The 23,472-nt window shown below is 54.4% G+C and carries 21 protein-coding genes; 5 read left to right on the top strand and 16 right to left on the bottom strand.

Going from position 1 to position 23,472, the window contains the following annotated elements:
• Positions 1-38 precede the first annotated feature (38 nt).
• Genes BMW31_RS06985 through metA form a run of 3 tightly spaced genes read right to left on the bottom strand, consistent with a single transcriptional unit; the run spans position 39 to position 3,921 of the window.
• Positions 39-1,043 carry a beta-carotene 15,15'-monooxygenase gene (locus BMW31_RS06985; RefSeq protein ID WP_091823148.1) on the bottom strand — a complete coding sequence of 335 codons (1,005 nt, stop codon included), beginning with the start codon at positions 1,041-1,043 and terminating at the stop codon, positions 39-41.
• A 51-nt stretch (positions 1,044-1,094) separates the two neighbouring features.
• The gene (locus BMW31_RS06980; RefSeq protein WP_091823145.1) at positions 1,095-2,966 is read right to left on the bottom strand and encodes a peptidase U32 family protein; all 1,872 of its coding nucleotides are present in this window, start codon (positions 2,964-2,966) and stop codon (positions 1,095-1,097) included.
• Positions 2,967-3,003: 37 nt separating this feature from the next.
• On the bottom strand, positions 3,004-3,921 hold the full coding sequence (metA, locus tag BMW31_RS06975) for a homoserine O-acetyltransferase MetA (protein ID WP_091823142.1): 918 nt from the start codon (positions 3,919-3,921) through the stop codon (positions 3,004-3,006).
• An 84-nt stretch (positions 3,922-4,005) separates the two neighbouring features.
• Between metA and BMW31_RS13430 the strand changes: the two genes are divergently transcribed.
• The gene (locus BMW31_RS13430) at positions 4,006-4,203 is read left to right on the top strand and encodes a hypothetical protein (protein WP_177166288.1); all 198 of its coding nucleotides are present in this window, start codon (positions 4,006-4,008) and stop codon (positions 4,201-4,203) included.
• A 67-nt stretch (positions 4,204-4,270) separates the two neighbouring features.
• Here the strand turns inward: BMW31_RS13430 and nhaA are convergent, their stop codons facing one another.
• A complete protein-coding gene (nhaA, locus tag BMW31_RS06970; protein WP_091823139.1) occupies positions 4,271-5,596 on the bottom strand; it encodes a Na+/H+ antiporter NhaA in 1,326 nt (441 codons plus the stop codon).
• A gap of 261 nt (positions 5,597-5,857) precedes the next feature.
• Between nhaA and BMW31_RS06965 the strand changes: the two genes are divergently transcribed.
• Positions 5,858-7,207, top strand: a complete 1,350-nt coding sequence (locus BMW31_RS06965; protein ID WP_091823137.1) for a TIGR00341 family protein — start codon at positions 5,858-5,860, stop codon at positions 7,205-7,207.
• A gap of 912 nt (positions 7,208-8,119) precedes the next feature.
• On the opposite strand, the gene BMW31_RS06960 is transcribed toward BMW31_RS06965, so the two are convergent.
• The 12 genes from BMW31_RS06960 to BMW31_RS06900 all read right to left on the bottom strand — a co-directional run bounded on the left by BMW31_RS06960 (position 8,120) and on the right by BMW31_RS06900 (position 22,152).
• A complete protein-coding gene (locus BMW31_RS06960) occupies positions 8,120-10,153 on the bottom strand; it encodes a M13 family metallopeptidase (RefSeq protein ID WP_091823134.1) in 2,034 nt (677 codons plus the stop codon).
• Between the two features lie 43 nt (positions 10,154-10,196).
• Positions 10,197-12,143 carry an ABC-F family ATP-binding cassette domain-containing protein gene (locus tag BMW31_RS06955; RefSeq protein ID WP_091823131.1) on the bottom strand — a complete coding sequence of 649 codons (1,947 nt, stop codon included), beginning with the start codon at positions 12,141-12,143 and terminating at the stop codon, positions 10,197-10,199.
• 210 nt (positions 12,144-12,353) lie between these two features.
• Positions 12,354-12,839 (bottom strand): hypothetical protein, encoded by a 486-nt coding sequence (locus BMW31_RS06950; RefSeq protein WP_177166287.1) that lies wholly within the window; start codon positions 12,837-12,839, stop codon positions 12,354-12,356.
• A gap of 461 nt (positions 12,840-13,300) precedes the next feature.
• Positions 13,301-13,645: a 50S ribosomal protein L20 gene (gene rplT / locus BMW31_RS06945; RefSeq protein ID WP_091823125.1), complete on the bottom strand. Its 345-nt coding sequence runs from the start codon at positions 13,643-13,645 to the stop codon at positions 13,301-13,303.
• A gap of 38 nt (positions 13,646-13,683) precedes the next feature.
• Positions 13,684-13,881, bottom strand: coding sequence for a 50S ribosomal protein L35 (rpmI, locus tag BMW31_RS06940; RefSeq protein WP_091823122.1), 198 nt, complete (start codon positions 13,879-13,881; stop codon positions 13,684-13,686).
• 70 nt (positions 13,882-13,951) lie between these two features.
• Positions 13,952-14,668: a translation initiation factor IF-3 gene (gene infC / locus BMW31_RS06935; protein ID WP_091823119.1), complete on the bottom strand. Its 717-nt coding sequence runs from the start codon at positions 14,666-14,668 to the stop codon at positions 13,952-13,954.
• 173 nt (positions 14,669-14,841) lie between these two features.
• Entirely contained in the window at positions 14,842-16,794 is a 1,953-nt protein-coding gene (thrS, locus tag BMW31_RS06930; protein ID WP_091823116.1) for a threonine--tRNA ligase, read from the bottom strand.
• Between the two features lie 147 nt (positions 16,795-16,941).
• Positions 16,942-17,547, bottom strand: a complete 606-nt coding sequence (locus tag BMW31_RS06925) for a hypothetical protein (protein WP_091823113.1) — start codon at positions 17,545-17,547, stop codon at positions 16,942-16,944.
• Positions 17,548-18,417: 870 nt separating this feature from the next.
• Positions 18,418-20,418 carry a tetratricopeptide repeat protein gene (locus BMW31_RS06915; protein ID WP_091823248.1) on the bottom strand — a complete coding sequence of 667 codons (2,001 nt, stop codon included), beginning with the start codon at positions 20,416-20,418 and terminating at the stop codon, positions 18,418-18,420.
• A 95-nt stretch (positions 20,419-20,513) separates the two neighbouring features.
• Positions 20,514-21,077, bottom strand: coding sequence for a peptide deformylase (gene def / locus BMW31_RS06910; protein WP_091823108.1), 564 nt, complete (start codon positions 21,075-21,077; stop codon positions 20,514-20,516).
• A 90-nt stretch (positions 21,078-21,167) separates the two neighbouring features.
• Positions 21,168-21,581: a Holliday junction resolvase RuvX gene (ruvX, locus tag BMW31_RS06905; protein WP_091823106.1), complete on the bottom strand. Its 414-nt coding sequence runs from the start codon at positions 21,579-21,581 to the stop codon at positions 21,168-21,170.
• A 79-nt stretch (positions 21,582-21,660) separates the two neighbouring features.
• The gene (locus BMW31_RS06900) at positions 21,661-22,152 is read right to left on the bottom strand and encodes an SPOR domain-containing protein (RefSeq protein ID WP_091823245.1); all 492 of its coding nucleotides are present in this window, start codon (positions 22,150-22,152) and stop codon (positions 21,661-21,663) included.
• A gap of 264 nt (positions 22,153-22,416) precedes the next feature.
• Between BMW31_RS06900 and BMW31_RS06895 the strand changes: the two genes are divergently transcribed.
• The 3 genes from BMW31_RS06895 (at position 22,417) to BMW31_RS06885 (ending at position 23,350) form a co-directional block, all read left to right on the top strand.
• Positions 22,417-22,635: a YtxH domain-containing protein gene (locus BMW31_RS06895; RefSeq protein ID WP_091823103.1), complete on the top strand. Its 219-nt coding sequence runs from the start codon at positions 22,417-22,419 to the stop codon at positions 22,633-22,635.
• 91 nt (positions 22,636-22,726) lie between these two features.
• Positions 22,727-23,077: a phage holin family protein gene (locus BMW31_RS06890; protein WP_091823100.1), complete on the top strand. Its 351-nt coding sequence runs from the start codon at positions 22,727-22,729 to the stop codon at positions 23,075-23,077.
• Between the two features lie 24 nt (positions 23,078-23,101).
• Positions 23,102-23,350, top strand: a complete 249-nt coding sequence (locus tag BMW31_RS06885) for a hypothetical protein (RefSeq protein WP_091823097.1) — start codon at positions 23,102-23,104, stop codon at positions 23,348-23,350.
• Positions 23,351-23,472: the final 122 nt, after the last annotated feature.

The following is a 23,472-nucleotide window of genomic DNA, read 5'->3' as shown; positions in this document are numbered from 1 at the left end:
AGTTACACATTCTTTAACAAAACAGCAATCCTTATTTGTTAGGAATTTAGTGCTCCGCAGTGCGGACAACGGCCCTTTCGGTGCATTAGTGCACCGCAGTTGCCGCACACGTAGACCGTGTGGCTGTGGCGCAGGTACAACCGCACGGCGTAATAGGCATAGAGTGCCAGCAGCGCATAGCCCACATAGTAGAGGGTGGTGATGCTGAACACAATGTAGTTGACGGCACACACGGCAGCCAGTCCAAGCAGATAAGTCACGGCTTCGCCCACTGGCAGCAGGTGGCGGATGTCGTCTACAGCTGCCAGTCCCACTATCAGCATGGCCCATACGGATGCCAGGAAGATGCCCAATATCAGCGGAACGGAGAACGGATTGAGCGTGGGATGGAAGTAGAAGTGCCTCCACATCTCGGGGGCGAACAGCTGGATGCTGGCATAAAGCGTGGCCGAAGCCGCCACCAGCAGTGCCAAGAGCGTGGGATAGAAGGAGTCCACGTCGCGCAAATGGACGATGTAGGCTTTCTTCTTCAGCAACCGGCGCATCAGATAGCAGGAGCCTATGAAGCAAATCACAATGAGGAAGATGAGCAGATGCACGTCAGAGAAGGTGGAAATGAACTGTGAAATGGGGTCGTCGGGCACCACGTTGGGTATCAGTTTCGACTCATGTATCCACCCGAAGGTTTCCTGGTCGCGGGCCACCTGCACCCACACGGAGTCTATGGAGTCGTTGGGCAGGATGCGGATGTCGGCTACCACGAGGCGGTCATGATGCTTCACGCTCAGCGAGTCGGTCTCCATGTGGCTCACGACTTCCTCCGGTTGCTGCCGAAAAAGGACGAGCGAATCGGCCTTGACAATGAAGTTGAAGTTGTTGGTATAATGGTGGGTCGATGAGAACGATAGCGAGTCGCGCTGCCGCTCGCTGTATTGAACGTAGGCATCGGAGGTCTTGGGCTGCTGGTGATAGCAGGAGCTAAGGCCCGGGAGGGATAAGACCACGCACGCCATGATGTAAACGTAATGCTTCAAGTTGCTCATTCCTGGTTTTATATAATAAGGTAAAACTCAAACGTTGCAAGCCTCCGGCCGTCACTTCGCATGCGGTGAGGCGTCGGCCAGCACATTCATCTGGCACTCGTTGCACCTGAATTCCAGCATGAACCTGCGCCCGTCGCCCAGCCGCAGGTAAAGAGGCTCTTTCCAGGTGGGCTTCTTTCCGCCTTTCAGAACACAGTAGCCCAACGAATAACGGATGCAATGGCGGCACTGCATGATGACGGGCCGCGCGTGGCGGGCATCCACCTCAAAGGCCTCGGCCACGTTTTCCATTCCCCTGCTCTCGTAGAACTCACGGGCCAGATGGTTGGAGATGTTGTACAGATAGGGATAGGTCTTGTACTCGGGCTGCCATATCAGCTGCTCCTTTTGCGGCACCACGGCCTGCGGAGCAGCAGGTTTCTCGCTGCGCGCAACGGTTTCGGCCGCCGCCAGAAGTTGCTCCACCACACTCCGCCGCAGGTCGGCCAGCATGCTGGAGGGCACGAAACAGCCCTCTGCCCCGCCTTCTATCCGTACGTTCCGGCACGTGTAGGGCGTGTTGCCCAGCTTGGTAAGCTGGTACACGATGTTGTCACGCTGCGGTTTCCGGGCCTCCTGGTGCTCAAATTCTACGGTGGCAACGGCCGTGGAGGCCCCGCCGGCCGTAGCTGCCTGAAGCCTGAAGCCGCCCGCAGTGGCAGCAAATGTCATGTCGAGAGCCAGCTTACGTTCTGCCGTAGGCCCGGCGAGAATCTTCTCAAAGGCCACGTCGTTGTTGCGATACAGAGCCATTCCGGGCCGCAGATGCTCCGGCATCTTGAGCGGAAAGAGGCGGTTGCCCTCTGCCCGGTTCACCCGGAAGCCCTCAAGTTCATGCGCGGCGTTGATGAAGCAGAGACCGTCGCCATTGGCAAAGGCCGCCGTTCCGGCCACGTTGAAGCTGTTACCGCGCAGCTCCTTCACACGGCCAACGAACTCGCCCAGGGCCTTGGGCGTGTCGAAACTGGCGATGTCGGGCTGCCGACCGTTCAGAAAATAAGTGGTGAAGCCGCGGTTGAAAGTCTTGTGCAGGTTGGGTGTAAAGGCATACTGCACCTCTCCGCGCGACGCCCGGCAATACTCTCCGGGCCGTTTCCGGATGAGCCGGTCCAGTTGCCGGCTGTAGGCAGCCACCACGTTCTTCACGTATGCCACGTCTTTCAGCCGCCCCTCAATCTTGAAAGAGCAGGCTCCGGCGTCGGCCAAGGCCTCGAGATTGTCTATCTGACACATGTCCTTGAGCGAGAGCAGATGCCGTTGGTGCTCTATCTCACGGCCGTCGGCATCGAGCAAGTCGAACTTCATGCGGCAGAACTGGGCGCACTCGCCCCTGTTGGCCGAACGGTTGAAGCAGTACTGCGAGGCATAGCACACGCCCGAATAGCTCACGCAGAGGGCGCCGTGCACAAAGACTTCCAGCTCCATGTCGGGCACCGAGGCGTGTATCTGCCTGATTTCGGCTGCCGAGAGCTCGCGGGCCAGCACGGCGCGGGCAAAGCCCAACTGCTTCAGCCAGCCCACTTTCTCCGCCGTACGAGTATCACATTGGGTCGAAGCGTGCAGCGGCAGCCTCGTTCCCATACGCAAAATGCCCATGTCCTGTACCAGGAGAGCATCTGCGCCGGCCTCTTCCAGCTCCGTTATCAGCTGCCGGATGGCTTCCAGTTCGTGTTCGTAAATAATGGTGTTCACCGTTACATAAACCCGGGCGCCATAGAGATGGGCATGGCGACAGAGCCGGGCAATGTCGGTAACGGTATTGCCCGCCGCCGCACGGGCACCGAAACGGTCGGCGCCTATGTACACGGCGTCGGCTCCGTGGTCAATGGCAGCAATGCCACATTCTGTGTTCTTGGCGGGTGCCAGCAGTTCCAGTGTTCTCATAACGGTTCGTGTAATGGCGGAGGATGAGCCGCCCTGTCTACCTGATGTTATTCAGATCGTACGGTGTTTCTTGATAAACGTAGTAGTTAATCCAGTTATTGTACAGCAGGTTGGCATGCGAGCGCCAGGTTACCAGCGGCTTGTTGGCCGGGTTGTTGTCTTTGTAATAATTGACAGGCAGCCCCACGTCGTCGCGTTTTCCTAAGTCCCGGCGGTACTCCTTGTCAAGAGTGTCGGGGGCGTATTCCAGATGTCCGGTGATAAAAAACTCCCTTCCGCCCCGCGCCATGACAATTCCAACGCCGCTCTCGGGCGACTCCGAGATGATGTCCAGCCCCTCCACGCGTTCTATGTCCTCCCGGCGCACCTCCGTGTGGCGGCTCTGGGGCATGCTGAACACATCGTCGAAGCCGCGGAAGATGGGCAGTTCCGGCTGCAGGGGGTACTGGCGGAAGATGCCGAACATCTTCTCCGGCAGCGGATATTTGGGGATGCCGTAGTGGCAATACAGCCCTGCCTGGGCCGCCCAGCAGATGTAGAGCGTGCTGGTAACGTGCGTGCGGGCCCAGCGGAAGATGGCGGTAAGCTCGTCCCAGTAGTCAACCTGCTCGAAAGGCAGCAGCTCCACGGGCGCTCCGGTCACAATCAGACCGTCCCAGTTGGTCTTAGAGAGTTCCTCAAAGTCCTTGTAGAACATCATCATGTGCTCCACGGGCGTGTTCCGGGGACTGTGACTTTTCATCTTCAGGAAGTTGACCTCCAGCTGCAAAGGCGAGTTGGAGAGCAGGCGGATGAGGTCGGTCTCCGTGGTCAGCTTGAGCGGCATGAGGTTCAGAACCACTATCTTCAGCGGGCGGATGTCCTGTCTGTGGGCGCGCGAGAAGTCCATCACGAAGATGTTTTCGCGCTTCAGCAACTCAATGGCAGGCAGTTTATCGGGTAATCTTAACGGCAAAGCTATTTGAATTTAAATGTTGAACCATCTGTTTACAGTCATGCAAAGATAACGAAAATAAATACTACGAACGAAAAAAGCAACATGAAAAACACAAGAAATCCTCTCCTTTGCCTCCGGGCAGGAGCTTCCTGCACCCTGCAAGCTAAGCTGCATGCGGTCAATGAGCGTGGCCCTGCAACCCTGCCTGCGTGCACCCGCCGCGACGGAGCTATGGGTCAAGGCGCCCGAACAATAGCTTCAACGTCCTTGAAGGTGCCGTTCAAGGACGTTGAAGCATAGCTCCGTGAAGGCGGGAAAGCATGATACGGATAAGTGATTGCTAAACAGAGGGTTATTAAAAGATTGCTCACGAATGGCTGCGGCTTTCTTTCAACAGCGCGTAGCCAATGATTCCGCCCAGTATGGAGGCTGCAAAGATGCCCACCTTGGCCTGTTCGTGGTTCGTGACATCATCGAATGCCAGCATGGTAACGAACATGGACATGGTGAAACCGATGGAGGCAAGGAAGCCGAGTCCCGTCAGCCGGCGCCACGACATGCTGCGCCGCCCCAGCCGCAGGCGCGTAAGCAGCCACACGGAGGTAACGATGCCAACGGGTTTTCCTATCAGCAGCCCGCACAGTACGCCCAGGGCAACGTGGTTGTCGAAGAGTACCGACGGGTCCATATCCACGAACGAGACGCCTGCATTGGCCAGTGCAAACACGGGCATGATGACGAACGACACCAGCGGGTGCATGCTGTGCTCCAGCCGCTGCAGGGGCGGAATGGCCATCAGGGTGTTCTCCTTCACCTTCGAGATTATCTCCACCTGCTCCGGTTCCAGCGTCCGCACGTCGTTGGACTCGGCTTCTTCAAAGCGCTTCAGCTCCTTCCTGATGCGTGCAATGAATGCAGGTTCGGCTATCTTTGAGTCGGCCGGTATCACCATAGCCGACAGTACGGCAGCTATGGTGGCATGAACGCCCGACATGAGGAACGCTACCCACACGCCGCCGATACCGAGCACGCCATAAAACCACACGCTCTTGATGCCTAACTTGTTGCCTGCGAACATCAAACCCAGGAAACCTATGCCCACTGCAACGCTCATCAGCGAGATGTGGGAGGTGTAGAAGAGAGCTATTACCAGCACGGAACCCAGGTCGTCGACGATGGCCAGCGTGGTGAGAAACACCTTGACCGACACTGGCACGCGGTCGCCCAGCATGTAGAGCACGGCCAGGGCAAAGGCAATATCGGTGGCCATGGGAATTCCCCAGCCCTGCGCAACGGGCGTGCCGGCATTGAGCAAGAGGTAGATAGCTGCCGGAAACAGCATGCCGAACACAGCAGCACCTACGGGCAAGATAACCTGCCGGATGTCCCGAAGCTCGCCTCCGATGAACTCACTCTTCAGTTCAAGCCCCACGACGAAGAAGAACATCGACATCAAACCGTCGTTTATCCAATGCTCCAGACTGAAGTTCAGGAACGGCCGGCCGTTGTAAACGAACCCGAAGTGCTGCTCGAAGATGGCGGCATACTGCTCTCTGAGCGGCGAATTGGCCAGCAGCAGGGCCACGACCACCGACAGGGCGAGCACTACTCCGCTCGACTTCTCACGCTGCATGAACTGATAAGCGGGCACTATCAGCCTGTATTCTATCTTGCGTTGGTAACTCTTCATCATGTCTTTTTATCTTTTATCAGAAACAACTCCATCAAGCATAAGCGCCGCAGCTGCTTCATGGAAATACAAAAGAAAGCATCATTCAAAGTCAAAGCATCAACTGTAGGAGCAAAAACAATGTTTTAACTTTCGTTCTTTGTGCAAAGATACACAAAAAAAGTGGAACTTCCAAATCGCAATGGCAGCCCTTACGGCACATTTTTAGCCTCATTCTGCCCATTTATCAGCCAAAAACATTAAATTTGCAACAAAAACATTGACATGACAGAGCATACAACCACCCTGTGGCAAGTTGTGAAGGGATACTTCAATGCCATACCCGACAAGGAGAACGAAGAGGAAACCATCAGCCAGATAAGCAGCGGCGTAGCCTTCCACGGAGCCAATCTGTGGGTGCTCATCTTTGCCATCTTCATTGCTTCTCTTGGCCTGAACGTCAACTCCACGGCAGTTATCATCGGCGCCATGCTCATCTCCCCGCTCATGGGACCTATCATCGGCATGGGCCTGGCCATAGGCATCAACGATTTGGAGCTGCTCAAACGGTCGGTCAAGAACTACCTCGTGGCCACCGGCATCAGTGCTTTAACGGCCACGCTCTACTTTGCCATCACGCCACTCAACGAGGCTCAGTCGGAACTTCTTGCCCGTACGTCGCCCACGTTGTACGATGTGCTCATCGCGCTGTGCGGTGGCGCGGCCGGCATTCTTGCCCTTTCAACCAAAGGAAAGGGCAATGTAATACCCGGAGTGGCCATTGCCACGGCCCTCATGCCGCCGCTCTGTACCGCTGGTTACGGCTTGGCCGTGGGCAGCCCCTCCTATTTCTTCGGCGCTTTGTATCTGTATTTCATCAATACCGTATTCATCTGTCTGGCCACCTTCGTGGGGGTAAGGATGCTGAAGTTCGAGCACAAGACCTTTGAAGACCCCCAGCGCCTTTCCAAGGTGCGGCGTTACATCGTGGCCATCGTCATCCTCACCATGCTGCCGGCTACCTACATGACCATCAACATCATCAGGCAAAGCGTGGTGGACAACAATGCCCGCAGGTTCGTAAAGAACGAGCTCGTGTTCAAGGGCACCCAAATCATATCGCAGAACCTGGATGAGAAGAGCAAAACTCTTAACGTAGTGGCCGTTGGCAGGCTGATAACAAAGAGCACCATAGACAGCATCAGGAAGCAGATGGACGGCTACAAGATGGCCGGTTACAAGCTGAACGTTATCCAGGGCTACCAGTCGGACAGCTTGCTGCTGCGCAGCCAGACGCTGAACAACGCCACCCTGTCCGGCGAAGCCACCAACCAGAAGCTGGTGGAGCAGTCAACACAGATACACGACCTGGAAAGCCAGCTCGCGCAATACACGCGCTACGAAACGATGGGCAAGGACATCAGGAACGAGCTCAGGGCTCTCTATCCCACCATCAGCACCGTTACACTGACCCGCGTTGCCGAATCCAACGTTGACTCCGCTGCCGTGCGTCGCTACGTGATGGCCGTTGTGGGCAACAGGGGCCGCTTCAGCAACACCGACAGACAGAAGCTGCAGCAGTGGCTCAAGACACGGGCCAAGGCCGACAGCCTGCGGCTCATCATCACCCAATAGCCTCTTTTCCGGGTAAACCACTGCGTGAAAGGCGTGCAACCTGTTGACGGCTGCACGCCTTTCTGCATCTTATCCGGTTATCCAATGTATGCCCTCCGGGTGCTGAAGCTATGGTTCGTGAACTTTTGACAAGTGTCGCACGATCATTTGACAAGTGTCGCACAATCATGCGACACTTGTCGAAAGTTCCTTTCCCTTATCTTCAACACCGCCGGAGCAGGTTTTTTACGCCTTCCTTAACGCGGTTTTTTATATCCGCTTGCTGTTTTTATTTGCCGGATAACAAGTTTATTACCCCATTCCCCCGAATTATCATCCCCTCCTAACCTCCCCTTTCTAAGGGGAGGAACTGGTTTGCCCTACAGCTTGTAATGGGAACAAAGAGGGAGCTAAGTATTGGTTAAGGAGCCAACTGGTATCCTCCCCTTGGAACAAAGCAGGTTTATCATGCAGTTGATAGCAGAAAGCAGGAAGAGGAAAAAGAAGCGAAGCAAGTCTAACTGGTATCCTCCCCTTGGAAAGGGGAGGCGGAGGAGGGGATGATTTTCAGCAAGATACCGACTAACCAAAGCATATATCCCAAGTTCAAAACATCCGTTTCATAACAGAAAATCAATCGAAAACGAGAGAAAGAAAGTGTTTTTCAACGAGTGCTGCTTATGTGTCATCCCCTCCTAACCTCCCCTTTCCAAGGGGAGGAAACGGTTTGTCGTTCTCCCTTAAGTAGCAACTATATTTCCATTCACTCTTTGTTTACGGCAATGCTCCCTCCTTTCGGGAGGGCTGTGGTGGGCTTTTCCTTTAACCAGTTATCTGCTGCCATGAGCAAGAAAACAGCAAGAAGGACAATAAAAAAAGGATGCCTGCCGCCATTGGCCGGGCATCCTTTAGGGTTATTTGTAAGGTTTAGACTTACCAAAGTTCCAAACGCTTCTCCTTGGGCAGGTACATCTTGTCGGTTGACTTCACGTCGAAGGCTTCGTACCAGGCGTCGATGTGCGGCAGGGCACCGTTTACACGCCACTCTCCCTGTGCATGCGGGTCGGCCTTTACGCGGTTGCGTATCTCCTTCTCGGTAATGTTCTGGCCCCATACACCGGCGTAGGCAATGAAGAAACGCTGCTCGGGCGTGAAGCCGTCCTTGGCCTTCAGCGGGCTCTTGGCAGTGGCATTCTTGAATGCGTTGAACGATACCTGGAGCCCACCGTGGTCGGCCAGGTTCTCTCCAAGCGTGAAGCGGCCGTTTCCGTGCAGGCCGGGCAGCACCTCGATGGACGAGAAGAAGTCGGCATACATATCGCCGCGCTTCTTGAAGTTGGCCTCATCAGATGCCGTCCACCAGTTCTTCATGTTGCCGTCCTTGTCGTACTGGCTGCCCTGGTCGTCGAAGCCGTGGGTCATCTCGTGACCTATCACCACGCCGATGGCGCCATAGTTGAAGGCGTCATCAGCCTTCGGGTCGAAGAAGGGGTACTGAAGGATGCCGGCGGGGAAGCAAATCTCGTTGGTCGTTGGATTGTAGTAGGCGTTCACAGTCTGCGGAGTCATGTGCCATTCGTCGCGATCCACGGGCTTTCCGGCTTTCTCCTCAATGCTGCGCTTGTCCTTGAAGAGGGCCACGGCCATGGCGTTTTCGTAGTACGACTTGGCCGGGTCGATGGTCAGCCCGCTCCAGTCTTTCCACTTGTTGGGATAGCCCACCTTCACGTAAAAGGCGTCTAACTTGGCATGGGCGGCAGCCTTGGTGGTGTCGCTCATCCAGGTCTGCGCATCTATACGCTGTCCGAGGCTAACCTGCAGGTTGCGGATGAGCTGCTCCATGCGCTTCTTCGACGAGGCCGGGAAATAGCGCTCGCAGTACATCTTGCCCAGAGGCTCGCCCATGGCAGCCTCAACCTGGTTTACTGCACGCTTCCAGCGGGGGAAGTCCTGCTGGCGTCCGCGCATGGTCTTGCCGAAGAAGTCGAAGTTTGCTGCTATCACGTCGTCGCTCAGATAGCCTGCAGCCATCATGATGGCGTCCCACTCCATGATGGCCTTCAGGTCGTCGGTGGTGAGCACGGAGGTAAGTTTGTCGATGCCGGCCACGAACTGCGGCTGGCCTACTACCATCTCCTGGAAGTACGAACTCTTCACACCCTCGGCGTTGAGCAGTGACTCCAGCGGTATGTTAGGATAGTTGGCCTCGAACTGCTTGAGGCTCATCTTGTTGTAATTGGCCTGCGGGTCGCGCAGCTCTGTATTGCTTTTGGAAATGAGAGCGACCGAGGTCTCGAAGCGGATAACGGCATCGCGCTTGGCTGATGCTGCCGCATCGGAGAATCCGAAGAGGTGGAACATGCGGGCGATGTGCTCCTTGTAGGCCTCGCGAATGGCCGTTGTAGCCTCGTCGTTGTCAAGGTAATACTCCTTCTCGCCCAATGTCAAGCCGCCCTGATAGATGTTCAGGATGTTCATCTTGGCGTTTTTCTCGTCGGCGCCGAAGCCTATGCCCATGGGTACTCCATAGCCGAAGGCGGCGTACTTAAGCTGAATGCGGCGCAGGTCGGCCTTGGTAGCGGCCTGTTCCATCTCGTTCAGCAACGGTTTTACAGGGCTAACGCCTTCTTTGTTGCGGCGAACGGAGTCCATGGCCAGCTTGTAGAAGTCGGAGAGTTTTTGCTCGGTGGTTCCCTGCTTGTATTTCTTCTTCAGCAGATCGCCCAGAATCGAGTTGATGCGTACGTTGTTGTCTTCCTGCAGCTTGTCGAAACTGCCGTAGCGACTGTAGGCTGCCGGCAGCGGGTGAGCTTTCTGCCAGCCGCCTGTAGCGAACTGGTAAAAGTCGTCGGCAGGCTTGGCCGTCTTGTCGAGATTCGACATGACGAGCCCCGATTTCTGCTGAGCCACGCCCATTGTAGGCGCTGCCACCATCATGACAATCGGTAAAATTTGTTTCATGTTCATGTTTCTTGGCTTTATGTTAATAATGTTTCGCTTTGTGTGATGCTTATTGCTGCAGGTTTTCCAGGGCTTCGGAAAGCTCCAGCCAGTGCTCGTTCTCCTTGTCGAGCGCCTCTTTGGTCGACGTATATTCGGTCACCAGCTCGACGTCCGACGCGTTTTCGGGCTGCATGAAGAGCTCGTCGAGTTCCTTCATACGCTTCTCCATGCGGGCAATATTCTTCTCCGAGGCCTCTACGGCACGCTGAGCAACGCGTATCTTCTTCTGCTGTTCCTTGTGTTCCTGATAGCTCTGCCTGCTTGCCGAGGCCGGTGTTTCCGGTTCGGCAATGGCCTGTTTGGGCTCTGCCGAAGCCGTTGCAGCGTCCAAGGCCTCGTGAATGGTCTCGGCGTTGTGGGCCTGCAGATAGTCGTAAATGCCGCCTAAGTGTTCTTTGACCTTGCCGTCGGCGAACTCGTAGACCTTGGTCACGAGGCCGTCCAGGAACTCGCGGTCGTGGCTCACGATGATGGCAGTGCCGTCGAAGGCACGGATGGCCTCCTTCAGCACGTCCTTGGAAGGCATGTCGAGATGGTTGGTAGGCTCGTCGAGGATGAGCAGGTTGACGGGCTCCAGCAGCAACCTGATCATTGCCAGGCGGCTGCGTTCGCCTCCGGAGAGCACCTTCACCTTCTTGTCCGACGTCTCGCCGCCGAACATGAAGGCACCCAGAAGGTCGTTTATCTTGAGCCTCATGTCGCCCGTTGCAACCCGGTCGATGGTTTCGTAGATAGAGATGCTTTCGTCGAGCAGCTGTGCCTGGTTCTGCGCAAAGTAGCCTATCTGCACGTTATGGCCCACTTTAAGCGTCCCGGTGAAAGGAATTTGGCCCATGATGCACTTTACGAGCGTTGATTTTCCTTCTCCGTTCTTGCCTACAAAGGCCACTTTCTCGCCCCGTTTGATGGTCAGCGTTACGTGGTCGAACACCGTGTGGCGGCCGTAGTCCTTGCGTACGTCGTCGCAGATAACGGGATAGTCGCCGCTGCGCAGGCAGGGCGGGAACTTCAGGTGCATGGCAGCATTGTCCACCTCGTCTACCTCTATGGGCACTACTTTTTCCAACTGACGGATGCGCTGCTGCACCTGCACGGCCTTGGTGGCCTGATAACGGAACCGCTCTATGAAGGCTTTGGTGTCTGCTATCTCCTTTTGCTGGTTCTCGTAGGCCCGCAACTGCTGCTCCCGGCGTTCCTTGCGCAGCGTTACATACTCATCGTACCTGACTTTGTAATCCTCCACATGGCCGCATGTTATCTCCAACGTGCGGTTCGTTACGTTGTTGATGAAGGCGCGGTCGTGGCTCACCAGCACCACTGCCTTGGCGCTCTGCTGCAGAAACTGCTCCAGCCACTGGATGCTCTCGATGTCGAGATGGTTGGTAGGTTCGTCCAACAAGAGCACGTCGGGCTTGCGAAGCAGTATCTTGGCAAGCTCTATACGCATGCGCCAACCACCGGAGAACTCGCGTGTGGGACGGTCGAAATCGCTCCTGCTGAAGCCGAGCCCGACGAGCGTTCGCTCCATTTCGGCCTCGTAGTTCTCGCCGCCCAGCATCATGAAGCGGTCGTGCTCCTGTGTAAAACGCTCTATCAGCTGGCGATAGTCGTCGCTCTCGTAATCGGTGCGCTCGGCCATTTCCTGCTGCATCTGTGCCAGTAGGGCCTGCAGCTTGGTAGTTTGGCTGAACGCCTTGCGGGTTTCTTCCCTTACCGTTGTATCGTCCGAAAGTTTCATCACCTGCGGCAGATAGCCCACGGTGGTATCGGCAGGAACGGCCACAACGCCGTCCGTAGGCTTCTGCAGGCCGCAGAGTATCTTGAGCATGGTAGACTTGCCGGCCCCGTTCTTACCCACCAGGGCGATGCGGTCGCGGTCGTTGATGACGAAACCCACGTTGCGGAACAGGGGCTTGACGCCAAATTCTACCGTCAGTCCTTCTACTGAAATCATTGATTGCATTTTTATCAAGATGCAAAAATACAAAAATCGTGCCGGAAAACAAAATAAATGGCAGTTTTTATAGGCTGCCCGCGCATTCTGAACAAGTATGAGCAGTAAGCCCATCAGAGCCTGCCCGCAGGCTTGTTTTTTACAGGCAGCCTAACCGCTGGCAGGCTTCGCCGGCCTGTGGGCATACGCCATGTGCCGCCGGCTGCCGCCTCAGCAGCCACAATAACCGTAATAACGCAACCTGACATGGCGCCCGTCGTGCTTCTCAACCTTGAGTTCGCCGTCCTCGAGTCCCCCACCCGCTTCTTCATCACCGGGCCAGTGCTTCGTATGCTGCACGGAAACAGTTACCTTGTAGGCTTGGTTCGCAAACACTTGTCGGTCAAAGTTGCTGATGCTGTCCACCATTTCAAGCAGCTGTTTCTTGCCGTCCAACTTCATTGCAGCATAGGGGTGAGCCGAAATGAAGATGATATCTGTCTGACTTATTACCCCATTCGTGATGACCGGAGTGCGGTAATAAGCACAGCCGGCGCCCTCTACCTCCTCCGGAAGCGAGTCTATTTCGGCCGTAGTCATTGTGTCTATCACAACGGCACCAACCGTTTCTGCGGCTTTCCCGCCCCTGCATGCAGGCGCAGTAGCCATCAGCACCGCCACGACAAGCCATCCGCAAAGTTGCTTCATGTTCTCCATACCGATAATATTTATATCCGGCATCTCCGCTGTACCACAACTGTAGTATGCGATACCGCCTCTGTTTCCGGCACCAAAAATAGCGAAAAAACAAGCAGGACGCAAGAGAACGGGAACGAAAAATCGTCTTGACCAATTAAAAAATGAGCCGAAAACCTTTCTGCATTCAGCCTGTCAGGATGCTCAAATCTGCCCCATCGCCGCCTTGAAGCTATGCTTCGGGAACTTTCGACACTTGTCGCACATGAATTCGACACTTGTCACACGATGATGCGACAAGTGTCGAAACTTTCCGCCGGCTATCGGCTGGACTGCCTAAAAGCACTATGCAGAAGCCCGGAACGGGCAAATAACAAAAGAGGACTGCCGCAATCGAGCGACAGTCCTCTTCTTTTTACTTATTGTAAGGTTTAAAACCCTGTGGCTGCTCCTTATGAGAAGCACTGCGCAAGGGGCTTTATTTACTTCACTTTGTCTACGATGGCCTTGAAAGCCTCGGGGTTATTGACGGCAAGGTCGGCAAGAACCTTGCGGTTAATCTCGATACCTGCCTTGTGCAGGGCACCCATCAGCTGGCTGTAACTCATGTCCTGCAGACGTGCAGCGGCGTTGATACGCTGTATCCACAGTGCGCGGAAGTTGCGTTTCTTGTTACGACGGTCGCGGTAAGCGTACGTAAGACCCTTCTCCCATGTATTCTTTGCTACCGTCCAAACATTCTTGCGAGCTCCATAGTAACCCTTTGTGAGCTTCAGAATTCTGGTTCTCCTTGCTTTTGAAGCAACGTGATTTACTGATCTTGGCATAGTTTTCTTTTCCTTTAATTAATTCGACTAAAAATGATTTAACGCAGGCGGAGCAGGTCGCGTACCTGTTTCAAGTTGCTTGAGTCTACAAGTGTAGAGTGTACCAGATTTCTCTTCTGCTTCTTTGTCTTCTTAGTCAGAATGTGACTGTGGTAAGCATGATTTCTCTTAATCTTACCGGTACCGGTGAAACGGAATCTCTTCTTCGCACCGGAGTTTGTCTTTACCTTTGGCATTTTTTTGTTTTTTAAATTGTTGTTTTTACTATATCGTGGCAACGCATATACCGGGCGTTACGCACTGTTTTCAATCTTTAAGTTTCCTGAGAGCTTCAGCGCCGTTCTTGGCATTGTCGAAGATGCCGCCACTCAGTGGCAGGCTGTCGGCCTGCTGTTCATCGGTGTTCTGCTCCGTTTCGGCGTTCTTGGCCTTCTCGACAGCTTCTTTGTTTTCTGCCTCTTCGGCTTCGCGGTCACGCTTCTGCTGGCTCTTCTTGGTTACTCCAATCTTCTTGGGGGCCAGGTAGAGAAACATCTTCTTGCCTTCGAGCTTCGGCAGCTGTTCTACCTTTCCGTACTCTTCGAGGTCATTGGCAAAACGCAGGAGCAAGACTTCGCCCTGTTCCTTGAACAGAATGGAGCGTCCGCGGAAGAAAACGTACGCACGCACCTTGTTGCCCTCGGTGAGGAACTCCTGCGCATGCTTGAGCTTGAACTGGTAGTCGTGCTCATCGGTCTGCGGTCCGAAACGTATCTCCTTCACTTCTACCTTCACCTGCTTCTGCTTCATTTCCTTTTGACGCTTCTTCTGCTGGTAAAGGAACTTGCTATAGTCAATGAGACGACATACAGGCGGCTGTGCATTGGGCGAAATCTCCACAAGGTCTACACCCTGCTGACGGGCCATATCCAATGCCTGACGGGTAGGAACAACCTCCGAGCCTTCGTCACCCACTAAACGCACTTCCCTGACGCGAATTTGATTATTCACGCGGTACTGGTCTTTCATTCTGTCATTCTTCATTCAACTATATTATGTTGTCTACTTTGCTAAACGGCTGCAAAGTTAACGATTTCAAGTGTATTAGCCAAATTTTTAATGAGTTATTTTAAACAGAAACAGGTCTCACGGAACCTTGGTTGTTCCATGAGACCTGCTGTTTGTTCTGCAGCGGGACACAGAAATCACTGTCCCGCCTATGCCTCGGCTGCCACCAGCTGGCTTGCAACCTCATCGTTGATGCGGCCGGCAAACTCTGCCATGGGCATGGTAGCCTGCTCGCCACCGCCCTGTACGCGCATGGAAACGAGTCCTTCGGCTGCTTCCTTCTCGCCTACTATAACCATATAGGGCACGCGGCGCAGCTCGTTGTCGCGTATCTTGCGACCTATCTTCTCGTTGCGGTCATCGATATAAGAGCGCACATCCTTGCTGTCGAAGAACTTCTTCACCTCGTCTGCATAGTCGTTATACTTCTCGGAGATGGGCAGGATGGCCACCTGGTCGGGTGCGAGCCACAGGGGGAAGTGGCCTGCCGTATGCTCGATGAGCACTGCCGTGAAGCGTTCGAGCGAGCCGAAGGGGGCCCGGTGAATCATCACGGGCGTCTGCTTGGAGTTGTCCTCGGCCGTGTATTCCAGCTTGAAGCGTGCCGGCAGGTTGTAGTCTACCTGTATGGTGCCCAGCTGCCAGCGGCGGCCGATGGCGTCCTTGACCATGAAGTCGAGCTTGGGTCCGTAGAAGGCAGCCTCGCCTATCTCAACTCTGGCGTTGAGACCTTTCTCCTGGCAGGCTTCCTTAATAGCGTTCTCGCTCTCTTCCCAAACCTCGTCGGAACCGATGTACTTCTCGGTATCCTTCGGGTCTCGCAGCGAAATCTGGGCTTCGTAGTTATCGAAACCGAAGACGCCGAACACCTTCTGGATGATGTCTATCACGTTCTCAAACTCTGCCTTCACCTGTTCGGGGCGCACGAAGATGTGGGCGTCGTCCTGTGTAAAGGTGCGTACACGCGTAAGTCCGTGCAGCTCGCCGCTCTTCTCGTAGCGGAACACCGTTCCGAACTCGGCTATGCGCAGCGGCAGGTCCTTGTAGGAACGCGGCTTGCGGGCGTAGATTTCGCAGTGGTGAGGGCAGTTCATGGGCTTGAGCATGTACTCCTCGTCCTCCTCGGGGGTGTGGATGGGCTGGAACGCATCTTTGCCGTAGTGGGCGTAGTGACCCGAAGTAACGTAGAGACTCTTACCTCCTATGCCCGGCGTTATTACCTCCTGATAGTTGTAGGGCTTGAGGAGTTTGCGCAGCAAGTCCTGCAGGCGCAGGCGCAGCTGCGTGCCCTTGGGCAGCCAGATAGGCAGACCCTTGCCCACGCGGTCGGAGAACATGAAGAGTTCCATCTCCTTACCAATCTTGCGATGGTCGCGCTTCTTGGCCTCTTCCAGCATGACGAGATACTCGTCGAGCAGCTTCTTCTTGGGGAAGGTGATGCCGTAGATGCGCGTCATCTGCTCGCGTTTGGCGTCTCCGCGCCAGAAGGCACCGGCCACGCTCGTAATCTTCACGGCCTTGATGAGACCGGTCGACATGAGGTGAGGGCCGCGGCAGAGGTCTGTAAAGTTGCCTTGAGTATAGGTGGTGATGGTTCCGTCCTCCAAATCCTGGTCTATATGCTCGCATTTGTACTCCTGTCCGTCGGCCTTGAACTCCTTGAGCGCGTCGGCCTTGGCTATCTCCCTGCGCACCACGGGTTCGTCCTTGCGGGCCAGTTCCATCATTTTCTGCTCAATCTTTGGGAAGTCATTCTCCGAGATACTTTGCCCTTCGGCAGGCATCACGTCGTAGAAGAACCCGTTCTCGATAGCGGGACCGAAGCCGAACTGAATGCCGGGATAGAGCTCCTGCAGTGCTTCGGCCAGCAGATGGGCCGATGTGTGCCAGAACGTATGCTTGCCCTCCTCGTCCTCGAACTTGTAGAGAGCGAACTTGGCATCGGCATGGATGGGTCGGTTGAGTTCCACTATTTCGCCATTGAGGCCGCAACATACAACGCTGCGAGCGAGAGCCGGCGATATGCTCTCGGCGATTTGTAACCCAGTTACGCCCTCTTCGTATTCACGAACAGAGCCGTCTGGAAATGTGATTTTAACCATAACAAATTAGTTTATTTATCGAATCGACTGCAAAGGTAAGGCTTATTTTTGACTTACGTCTACAAACGGGCTTCTTTTTTCCATAAAATCAAGCCGCGCCGGTGCCGCCACTCCGGCCGTTGCCTGCCAGCTCGCGACACGACACAATTATGGCAACAGCTTCTGCTGCCGTACACATATAAAGTGCCCTGACACATCTTTGTCCATCAACTCGAACTTGATGCCGAGCCTTTCTAAGTACAACAGAATGACGTCATTGTTCAAGCGGTCTCTTATCCTGCGGCTTTTGTACAGGCTCACATCCTCTATCGGCAGCGGCGTTCCTCTGTCATAAAAGGTCCACTGCGGGTCTTTGTAGGCCAAGACATCCCGCTCTGCCCCATCTGCGGACGTGTAGTGGAACGAGCAGAACGGGTAGTCGGCGCCACCGGAGAGACTGCATTGCAAGTACGGACACTTGAGCCTGAGGTGTAGCACACGGCAAAGGGTCTGCCGACCGTCGGCCGAATTGGAAACGAAAAACACCTTGTCAGGATATTGCAGGGTCTGCCAGCAGCAGAATACGTCGTCGTGAGCACCCCCAACATGGGGATGGCAAAACTCTCTGATGCTGAAAGCACGGTCGGAGAACGTGGCTGTTCCGCCTCCAAAATCAGCACAGAAAATGTCTCTCACCGCATCTTTTACAGCGGCAAGCGTCTCTACCTGGAATACCGAAAAGGCCAGTTGACTGAACTCATCTGTTATTTTCATCTTCTTGCGGTGTCTTTTCCGTGAGCCAAGGGGCCATCTCCCGGCACAGATATCCCACCACATATTCTACTGGGGTGAGCAATTCGATATCGTTGTTTGCCTCCAAGTCGAGGATTATCCGCTTCACTTTTTCCCATGCCGGAGTGTTTTCATATTGCTGATAAGGGTGCCTCATGCCATCATGTATTTAGGTTTGCTGACGGCACAGCCTGCATTCGTAGCGGGAAAGTGCCATCGGCAGGCAAATATAGGCAAAACTTCCGTTAGCTCCAAATAATGAACCGGGTATTTTACAGAAGCTCTCTTCGCAAGCAGAAAGCACCTTTTTTCTTTTCCGGAAAGAAAACCGAATGCAGCTAAAGGCGATGTTTTTGTGGCACGCTGACCGTTTATCATCCCCTCCCCCGCCTCCCCTTTCCAAGGGGAGGATACCAATTAGTTCTTCAGCTAATACTTAGCTCCCTTTTTGTTCCCATTACAAGCTGTAGGGCTAACCAGTTCCTCCCCTTAGAAAGGGGAGGTTAGGAGGGGATGATAAATCAGAGGAACAAGGTAACTAACAAGCTGCAAGGCAAAGACCTACAGCAAATGGAGATAAAAAACGGCATTATGAAGGGCGTAAAAAACTTGCTCCGGCGGTGTTGAAGATAAGGAGCGGGAACTTTCGACAAGTGTCGCACGATCATTTGACAAGTGTCACACAATCGTGCGACACTTGTCGAAAGTTCGCGAAGCATAGCTTCAGGGATGCTGAAGGATGTGAAACCGAACCTACGTCAGCACAAAATGAATGTGGAAATAAGCCAAGATACAAGCCGGGATGAGGCTGTGGCCGGCAACGGAGAATGCAATTGCAGACCGAGAAAATAACTATTTATCGGCCGCAAAATGCTTGATGACGCTGTAGGCGCTGTAGATTCCGAGCTCTCCTGCACGGCTCAGGTCGCGTATTCCCTCTGCCTTGTTGCCGCTGTAGATACGCGCCAGACCGCGGTTATAGTACGCCTCGGCCAGGTTGGCATCAAGGGCAAGGGCCTTGGTATAGTCGTCCGTGGCGAGCGAGTACTGCTTGTCGGCAGCATGGAGGTTGCCCCTGTTATAATAGGTGTAGGCGTTACGGGGGTTGAGTGCGATGGCCTTGTCTAAATCGAACTTGGCACTGGCCGCCTTGAGGCGCGTATCCGTGCCGCGCGAGGCATTGTACTCGTTCATCACGCTCTGGCAGACGGCCCGCTGCCAGTAGGCCATTGAGAGCGTGCTGTCTATCTGCAGGTAGGTGGTGAGGTCGTTGATGGCGGCGTCGTAGTTCTGCACCACGCTGTAGGCCACGGCCCTTTGCAGCAGGTAACGGGCTGTTTGACCCACCGCATGGGCGGCGTCAATATGGGCGGAGAGGCTGTCAATGAGGGCGAAATACACCTTCGAGGCGCTCTCGGAGAGTTGTTGCGGGTTGCAGTTCACGTACAGGCGATGGGCCGGATGGGCGTCCTTGTTGAACGATTCAACCTCGGCATCAAAGGCCTGGTAGCTCTCCACGCCGTTGCTATACTTGGAGTAAGAGAGCGTGTACATGGGCATGAAGGCCACGTCTACGCTCCGGTTCTGCACTCGTCCGCGATATTCGCTCTTGTACTCGTGCTCAACCTCGTTGTTGTCCTCCACTACCAGCTCGTTGTACTTATCGAGATCTATCTCGCTCCGCTTGCGTATTTGCTTGCGTTTGTTCTTACTCCAGCGCGGCTGGATGCCCAGATGCTTGTTCATTTGTGCCTTGAAGATGCGGAACTCGTCGAGTTCGGCGTTGGCGGTCATGCCGAGCCGGCGGTAGCAACTGGCCCGGTAGGACAGTCCGGTCCAGAAGTTGGGAAACTGGTTGATAACTGTGGTGTAGTCGCGGATGGCCGCCCGCAGGTTTCCCGTGCGGTCATGGAGCAGCGCGCGGTTAAAGATGGCCATGAAGTTCTGCGGCTCCAGGCGGATGATAAAGTCGAAATCGGCGATGGCGCGGTTATCGTCGCCGAGCTGCATGCGTAGCTGTCCGCGGTTGTAGTGGGCCAGGAAGTTGTTGGGATCGAAGTCTATGGCCGCGTCGTAATCGGCCATGGCGCCGCGCAGGTTGTTCATGTTGTAGCGTGCCAGCGCCCGGTTCACGTAGTTGCCGGCCTGCTTGGGCTTTAGATGAATGGCCTTGCTCAGGAACGCGTCGGCATCTTTCCACTGGCGGCGGGCCAGACTGATGTAGGCTCGCGTTGTCCAGGCATCGCCGTCATAGGGGTCAAGCGCCAGGCTCTTGTCCAGCCATCGGGCCGCCATCGTGGTGTCCTTCTCCTGCAGATAGATTTCGGCGTTGAGCGAATAGGCATTCGAGAACTTCGACCAACGCTTCACGATGGTGTCTACATCCAGGTGAGCCTGCTTGTAGTCTTTCACGTTCATGCGGCAGATGGCACGGTTGAACCAGAAGTTCTGGCTGGCAGGGTTGAGCCCGATGGCCGCCGTATAGTCGGCAATGGCATCGGAGAACTTCTTCTGGCGGATGCGGGAAATGGCCCGTAAGTCGTAGAGTGCGTCGATGTAAGGATTGAGCCGGATGGCCTCCGTGGCATCACTCTCGGCGCCCACGAAGTCGTCGAGATAGAATTTCGCTACGCCCCGGTACTGCCAGGGTTCGTAAAGATAGGGCTTGAGGGCGATGGCCCGGTTGAAATACTGTATGGAGAGCACGTAGTCCTCGTAGTGCAGAGCCACCTCGCCGTTGGTGAGCAGCTTGTCTACATTGTACTGCGCCGAGGCCGAAAAAGGAAGAAGGAGAAAGAAAAAGGAGAAAAGAAAGCCTCGCCAAACCTCCCGTAAAGAAGGAATGTACAGCATGTCTATTTTCAGATAACGGTATTTCATCACATGAAATCAGTTCAGACAGCATCCCTTGAGGGAGACTTGGCGAGGCTTAAACGATGGGGCGAATGTTACTTGCGGAGCGGTTTAGTGCGGTAAGCACATTGGTAACGGCCCTGCGTAAGGGCGCGCAGCTTGTTGCGGATGAGCTGCTTGCGGAGCGGCGAAACGCGGTCCACGTACATTACTCCGTCCAGATGGTCGAACTCATGCTGCATGACGCGGGCCAGATAGCCCTCCACCCACTCGTCGTGAGGCTGCAGGTTCTCGTCCAGATACTGCACATGGATGCGCGTGGGGCGGGTTACGTTCTCGTGCAAACCGGGTATGGAGAGGCATCCCTCCTCCAGAGTTTCGGCGGGACTGTTCTCGTCGGCCTCTATAATATGGGCGTTGATGAAGACATGACGGAAGCCTGCATACTCGGGAAAATCGTCCTTCAGCACGTCAAGGTCCATCACCACCAAGCGGATGGACTTGCCTATCTGGGGCGCGGCAAGTCCAACGCCCTCGCTGTTAGTGAGCGTTTCGAACATGTCGTCGATAAGTTCTTTCAAGCCGGGATAATCGGTCGGGATGTCCTGAGCTACCTTGCGGAGAACAGGCTGACCGTAAACGTAAATTGGTAAAATCATCTAATTGAGTTTTTTCTTTTAATTATGAAACGCAGAAACACGCCACCTGCCCGCGCCGGGTGTAGCCACTACAAAAGCGGCTGACGGCCGTCAGCGGCGCGCCGACATCCAGTCCTGCAGGATGATGGTGGCACTTATCTCGTCTACCAGCCCCTTGTTCTCGCGCCGGGTCTTCTTCTTGACCCCGCTGTCCAGCAGCACCCGGTGAGCCAACACGCTCGTAAAGCGCTCGTCGTAGTACTCAATGGGAATGGCGGGGCAGGCCTTGCGCCATCTGTTCACAAACTGTTCTACGCGCTGCAGGTTCTCGCTGGGAGCGCCATTGGGCTGCATCGGCTTGCCGATGACTATGCGCTCCACCTGCTCACGGCCTACATAATCGCGCAGAAAGTCGAACAGCTGGGATGTAGAAACAGTCGCCAATCCATTGGCTATGAGCTGCAATGGATCGGTGACTGCTATTCCCGTACGTTTCTTACCGTAATCGATAGAAAGTATTCGCATGGGTGTGGGCAGCTAACTCATGGGGTTCGGGGGCGGAAGAGTTTCACTCCGCCCCGGCCTGTAGCCACAAGCGCGCTGCTTACTTCTTGTAGAGCAACCAAGCATCAGGATAAGTTGCCCGGAGCTGATTGCGGCTCTGAACAGCTGCACCCTTATCAGCAAAGGTCGAAGCTACGACACGATACATGTTGCGTTCTGAGTTGTAAGCAACCTGAGCGTCAAGACCCGAAGCCTTCAACGTGTTCTGCAGACCCTCGGCGTTGGCCTTCAGAGAGAATGAACCAACCACAACGCTGAACTGCTGGAGGCCGCTGCCGTTTACAACGGTAACATCCTCGGTACGATAGGTGGCGTTATCCACATTATCAACCACCGTTGTCTGGGTGGCGGGCTGCTCAACCATCGGAGTAACAGACACTGCATCAGCCGACGGCTCCTCAGATACCTGAGTGGTTTCCTGGGCCTTTGCCTTCTCGTATGCTTTCTTGTAAGCACTCTCCTTACTTGAACCACAACTTGCTAAAACTAACGCTGCGCAGAACCCTGCGCACAAAACCATAAATTTCTTCATAATTCTTAATAGGTTATTAGAAATTAAACTTGTTATCATAACTATAATGTGCGAAATTACAAAATATCTACTAAACTCGCAGAAAAATGCCGCATAAAGTTTGTTAAATCAAGGAAATACAACTATTTTAACAAAAAATGGCTTCGCATTTGGTTGTACTTCAGATATCTTTTACTACTTTTGTCACTTCAAGACACCGTTATATATAATAAGGTACACGGTGACGAAGAAACTCATTGTTTAATTCTAAAAATAAGAAAGATTATGAAGACATTAGGTTACATTGGCGCATTTTTAGGTGGCGCCATTGCCGGAGCGGCCCTGGGCCTGCTCATGGCTCCCGAGAAAGGTGCGGATACCCGCAACAAGATTGTTGATGCAGTAGACGACTTCTGCAAGAAACACGACCTCAAACTGTCTAAGAAAGACGTGAATGACTTGGTAGACGACATCAAGGACGCCGCTACCAACATCGCTGAGTAAACGCAGCGGGAAAGCTACAAGTGCGGGGAGGGAGGCCTCGGCAGCCCTCCCTGTGCCTTTCCCAAGTTCTTAATCAAGCAAAATACATAACGTGTTCAGTAACGACAAGAATATAGAGACCATCGGACAGCTGGTAGAAGTCATCAAGCATTACATTGGTCTGCAAAGCGAATATGTAAAGCTGGACGTGGTGGAGAAGGTTGTCAGGGTTCTCACGACACTCATCATGGCGGGCGTACTGGCGTTTCTGCTCATCCTGATGCTCATCTACGTGAGCTTTGCAGTTGCCTATGCACTGGCTCCTCTGACCGGACAGGTGGGGGCGTTTGCCATCGTCGCCGCTTTCTACTTTGTGGTGCTCATGCTCTTCATCATCTTCCGCAAGCCGTGGATAGAGAAGCCTCTGGTGCATTTCCTGGCCAGTCTGCTCCTCGGTAAATAATCTTTCAAAATCATCGATTGTACATTGGAAACTCCGATAACACCCTATAAGAATCTTCACGAGATACGGCTCCGCAAGGCCCTGCTCCTCGCCGACATCCAGAAAGACGACCAGAAGATTCGCTCCCTGTGGTCAAACCTGTTCCACCAGCCCGTGGCTTTCAAGTCGGCCTCTACCCCGTCCAGGCGTTTCAACAGCCTGATGAACACCGGGGCAGGCGTACTCGACGGCGTCATTCTGGCCTGGAAGCTCTACAGGAAGTTCAAGAAATAAGTTGAACCTACAGCCGGCATAGATTACAGTCTATGCCTTTTTTGTGCCCTCACCGCACGGGTGGCAGGGCGGGAGGTATCGTTCAAGCCTCTTGATGGATAGGTTCAAGGCGCCTGAAGGAT

Origin of the sequence: Prevotella sp. kh1p2 (genome assembly GCF_900111525.1) — a bacterium.
GTDB lineage: Bacteria > Bacteroidota > Bacteroidia > Bacteroidales > Bacteroidaceae > Prevotella.
This window is presented reverse-complemented; position numbering and strand designations above follow the sequence as displayed.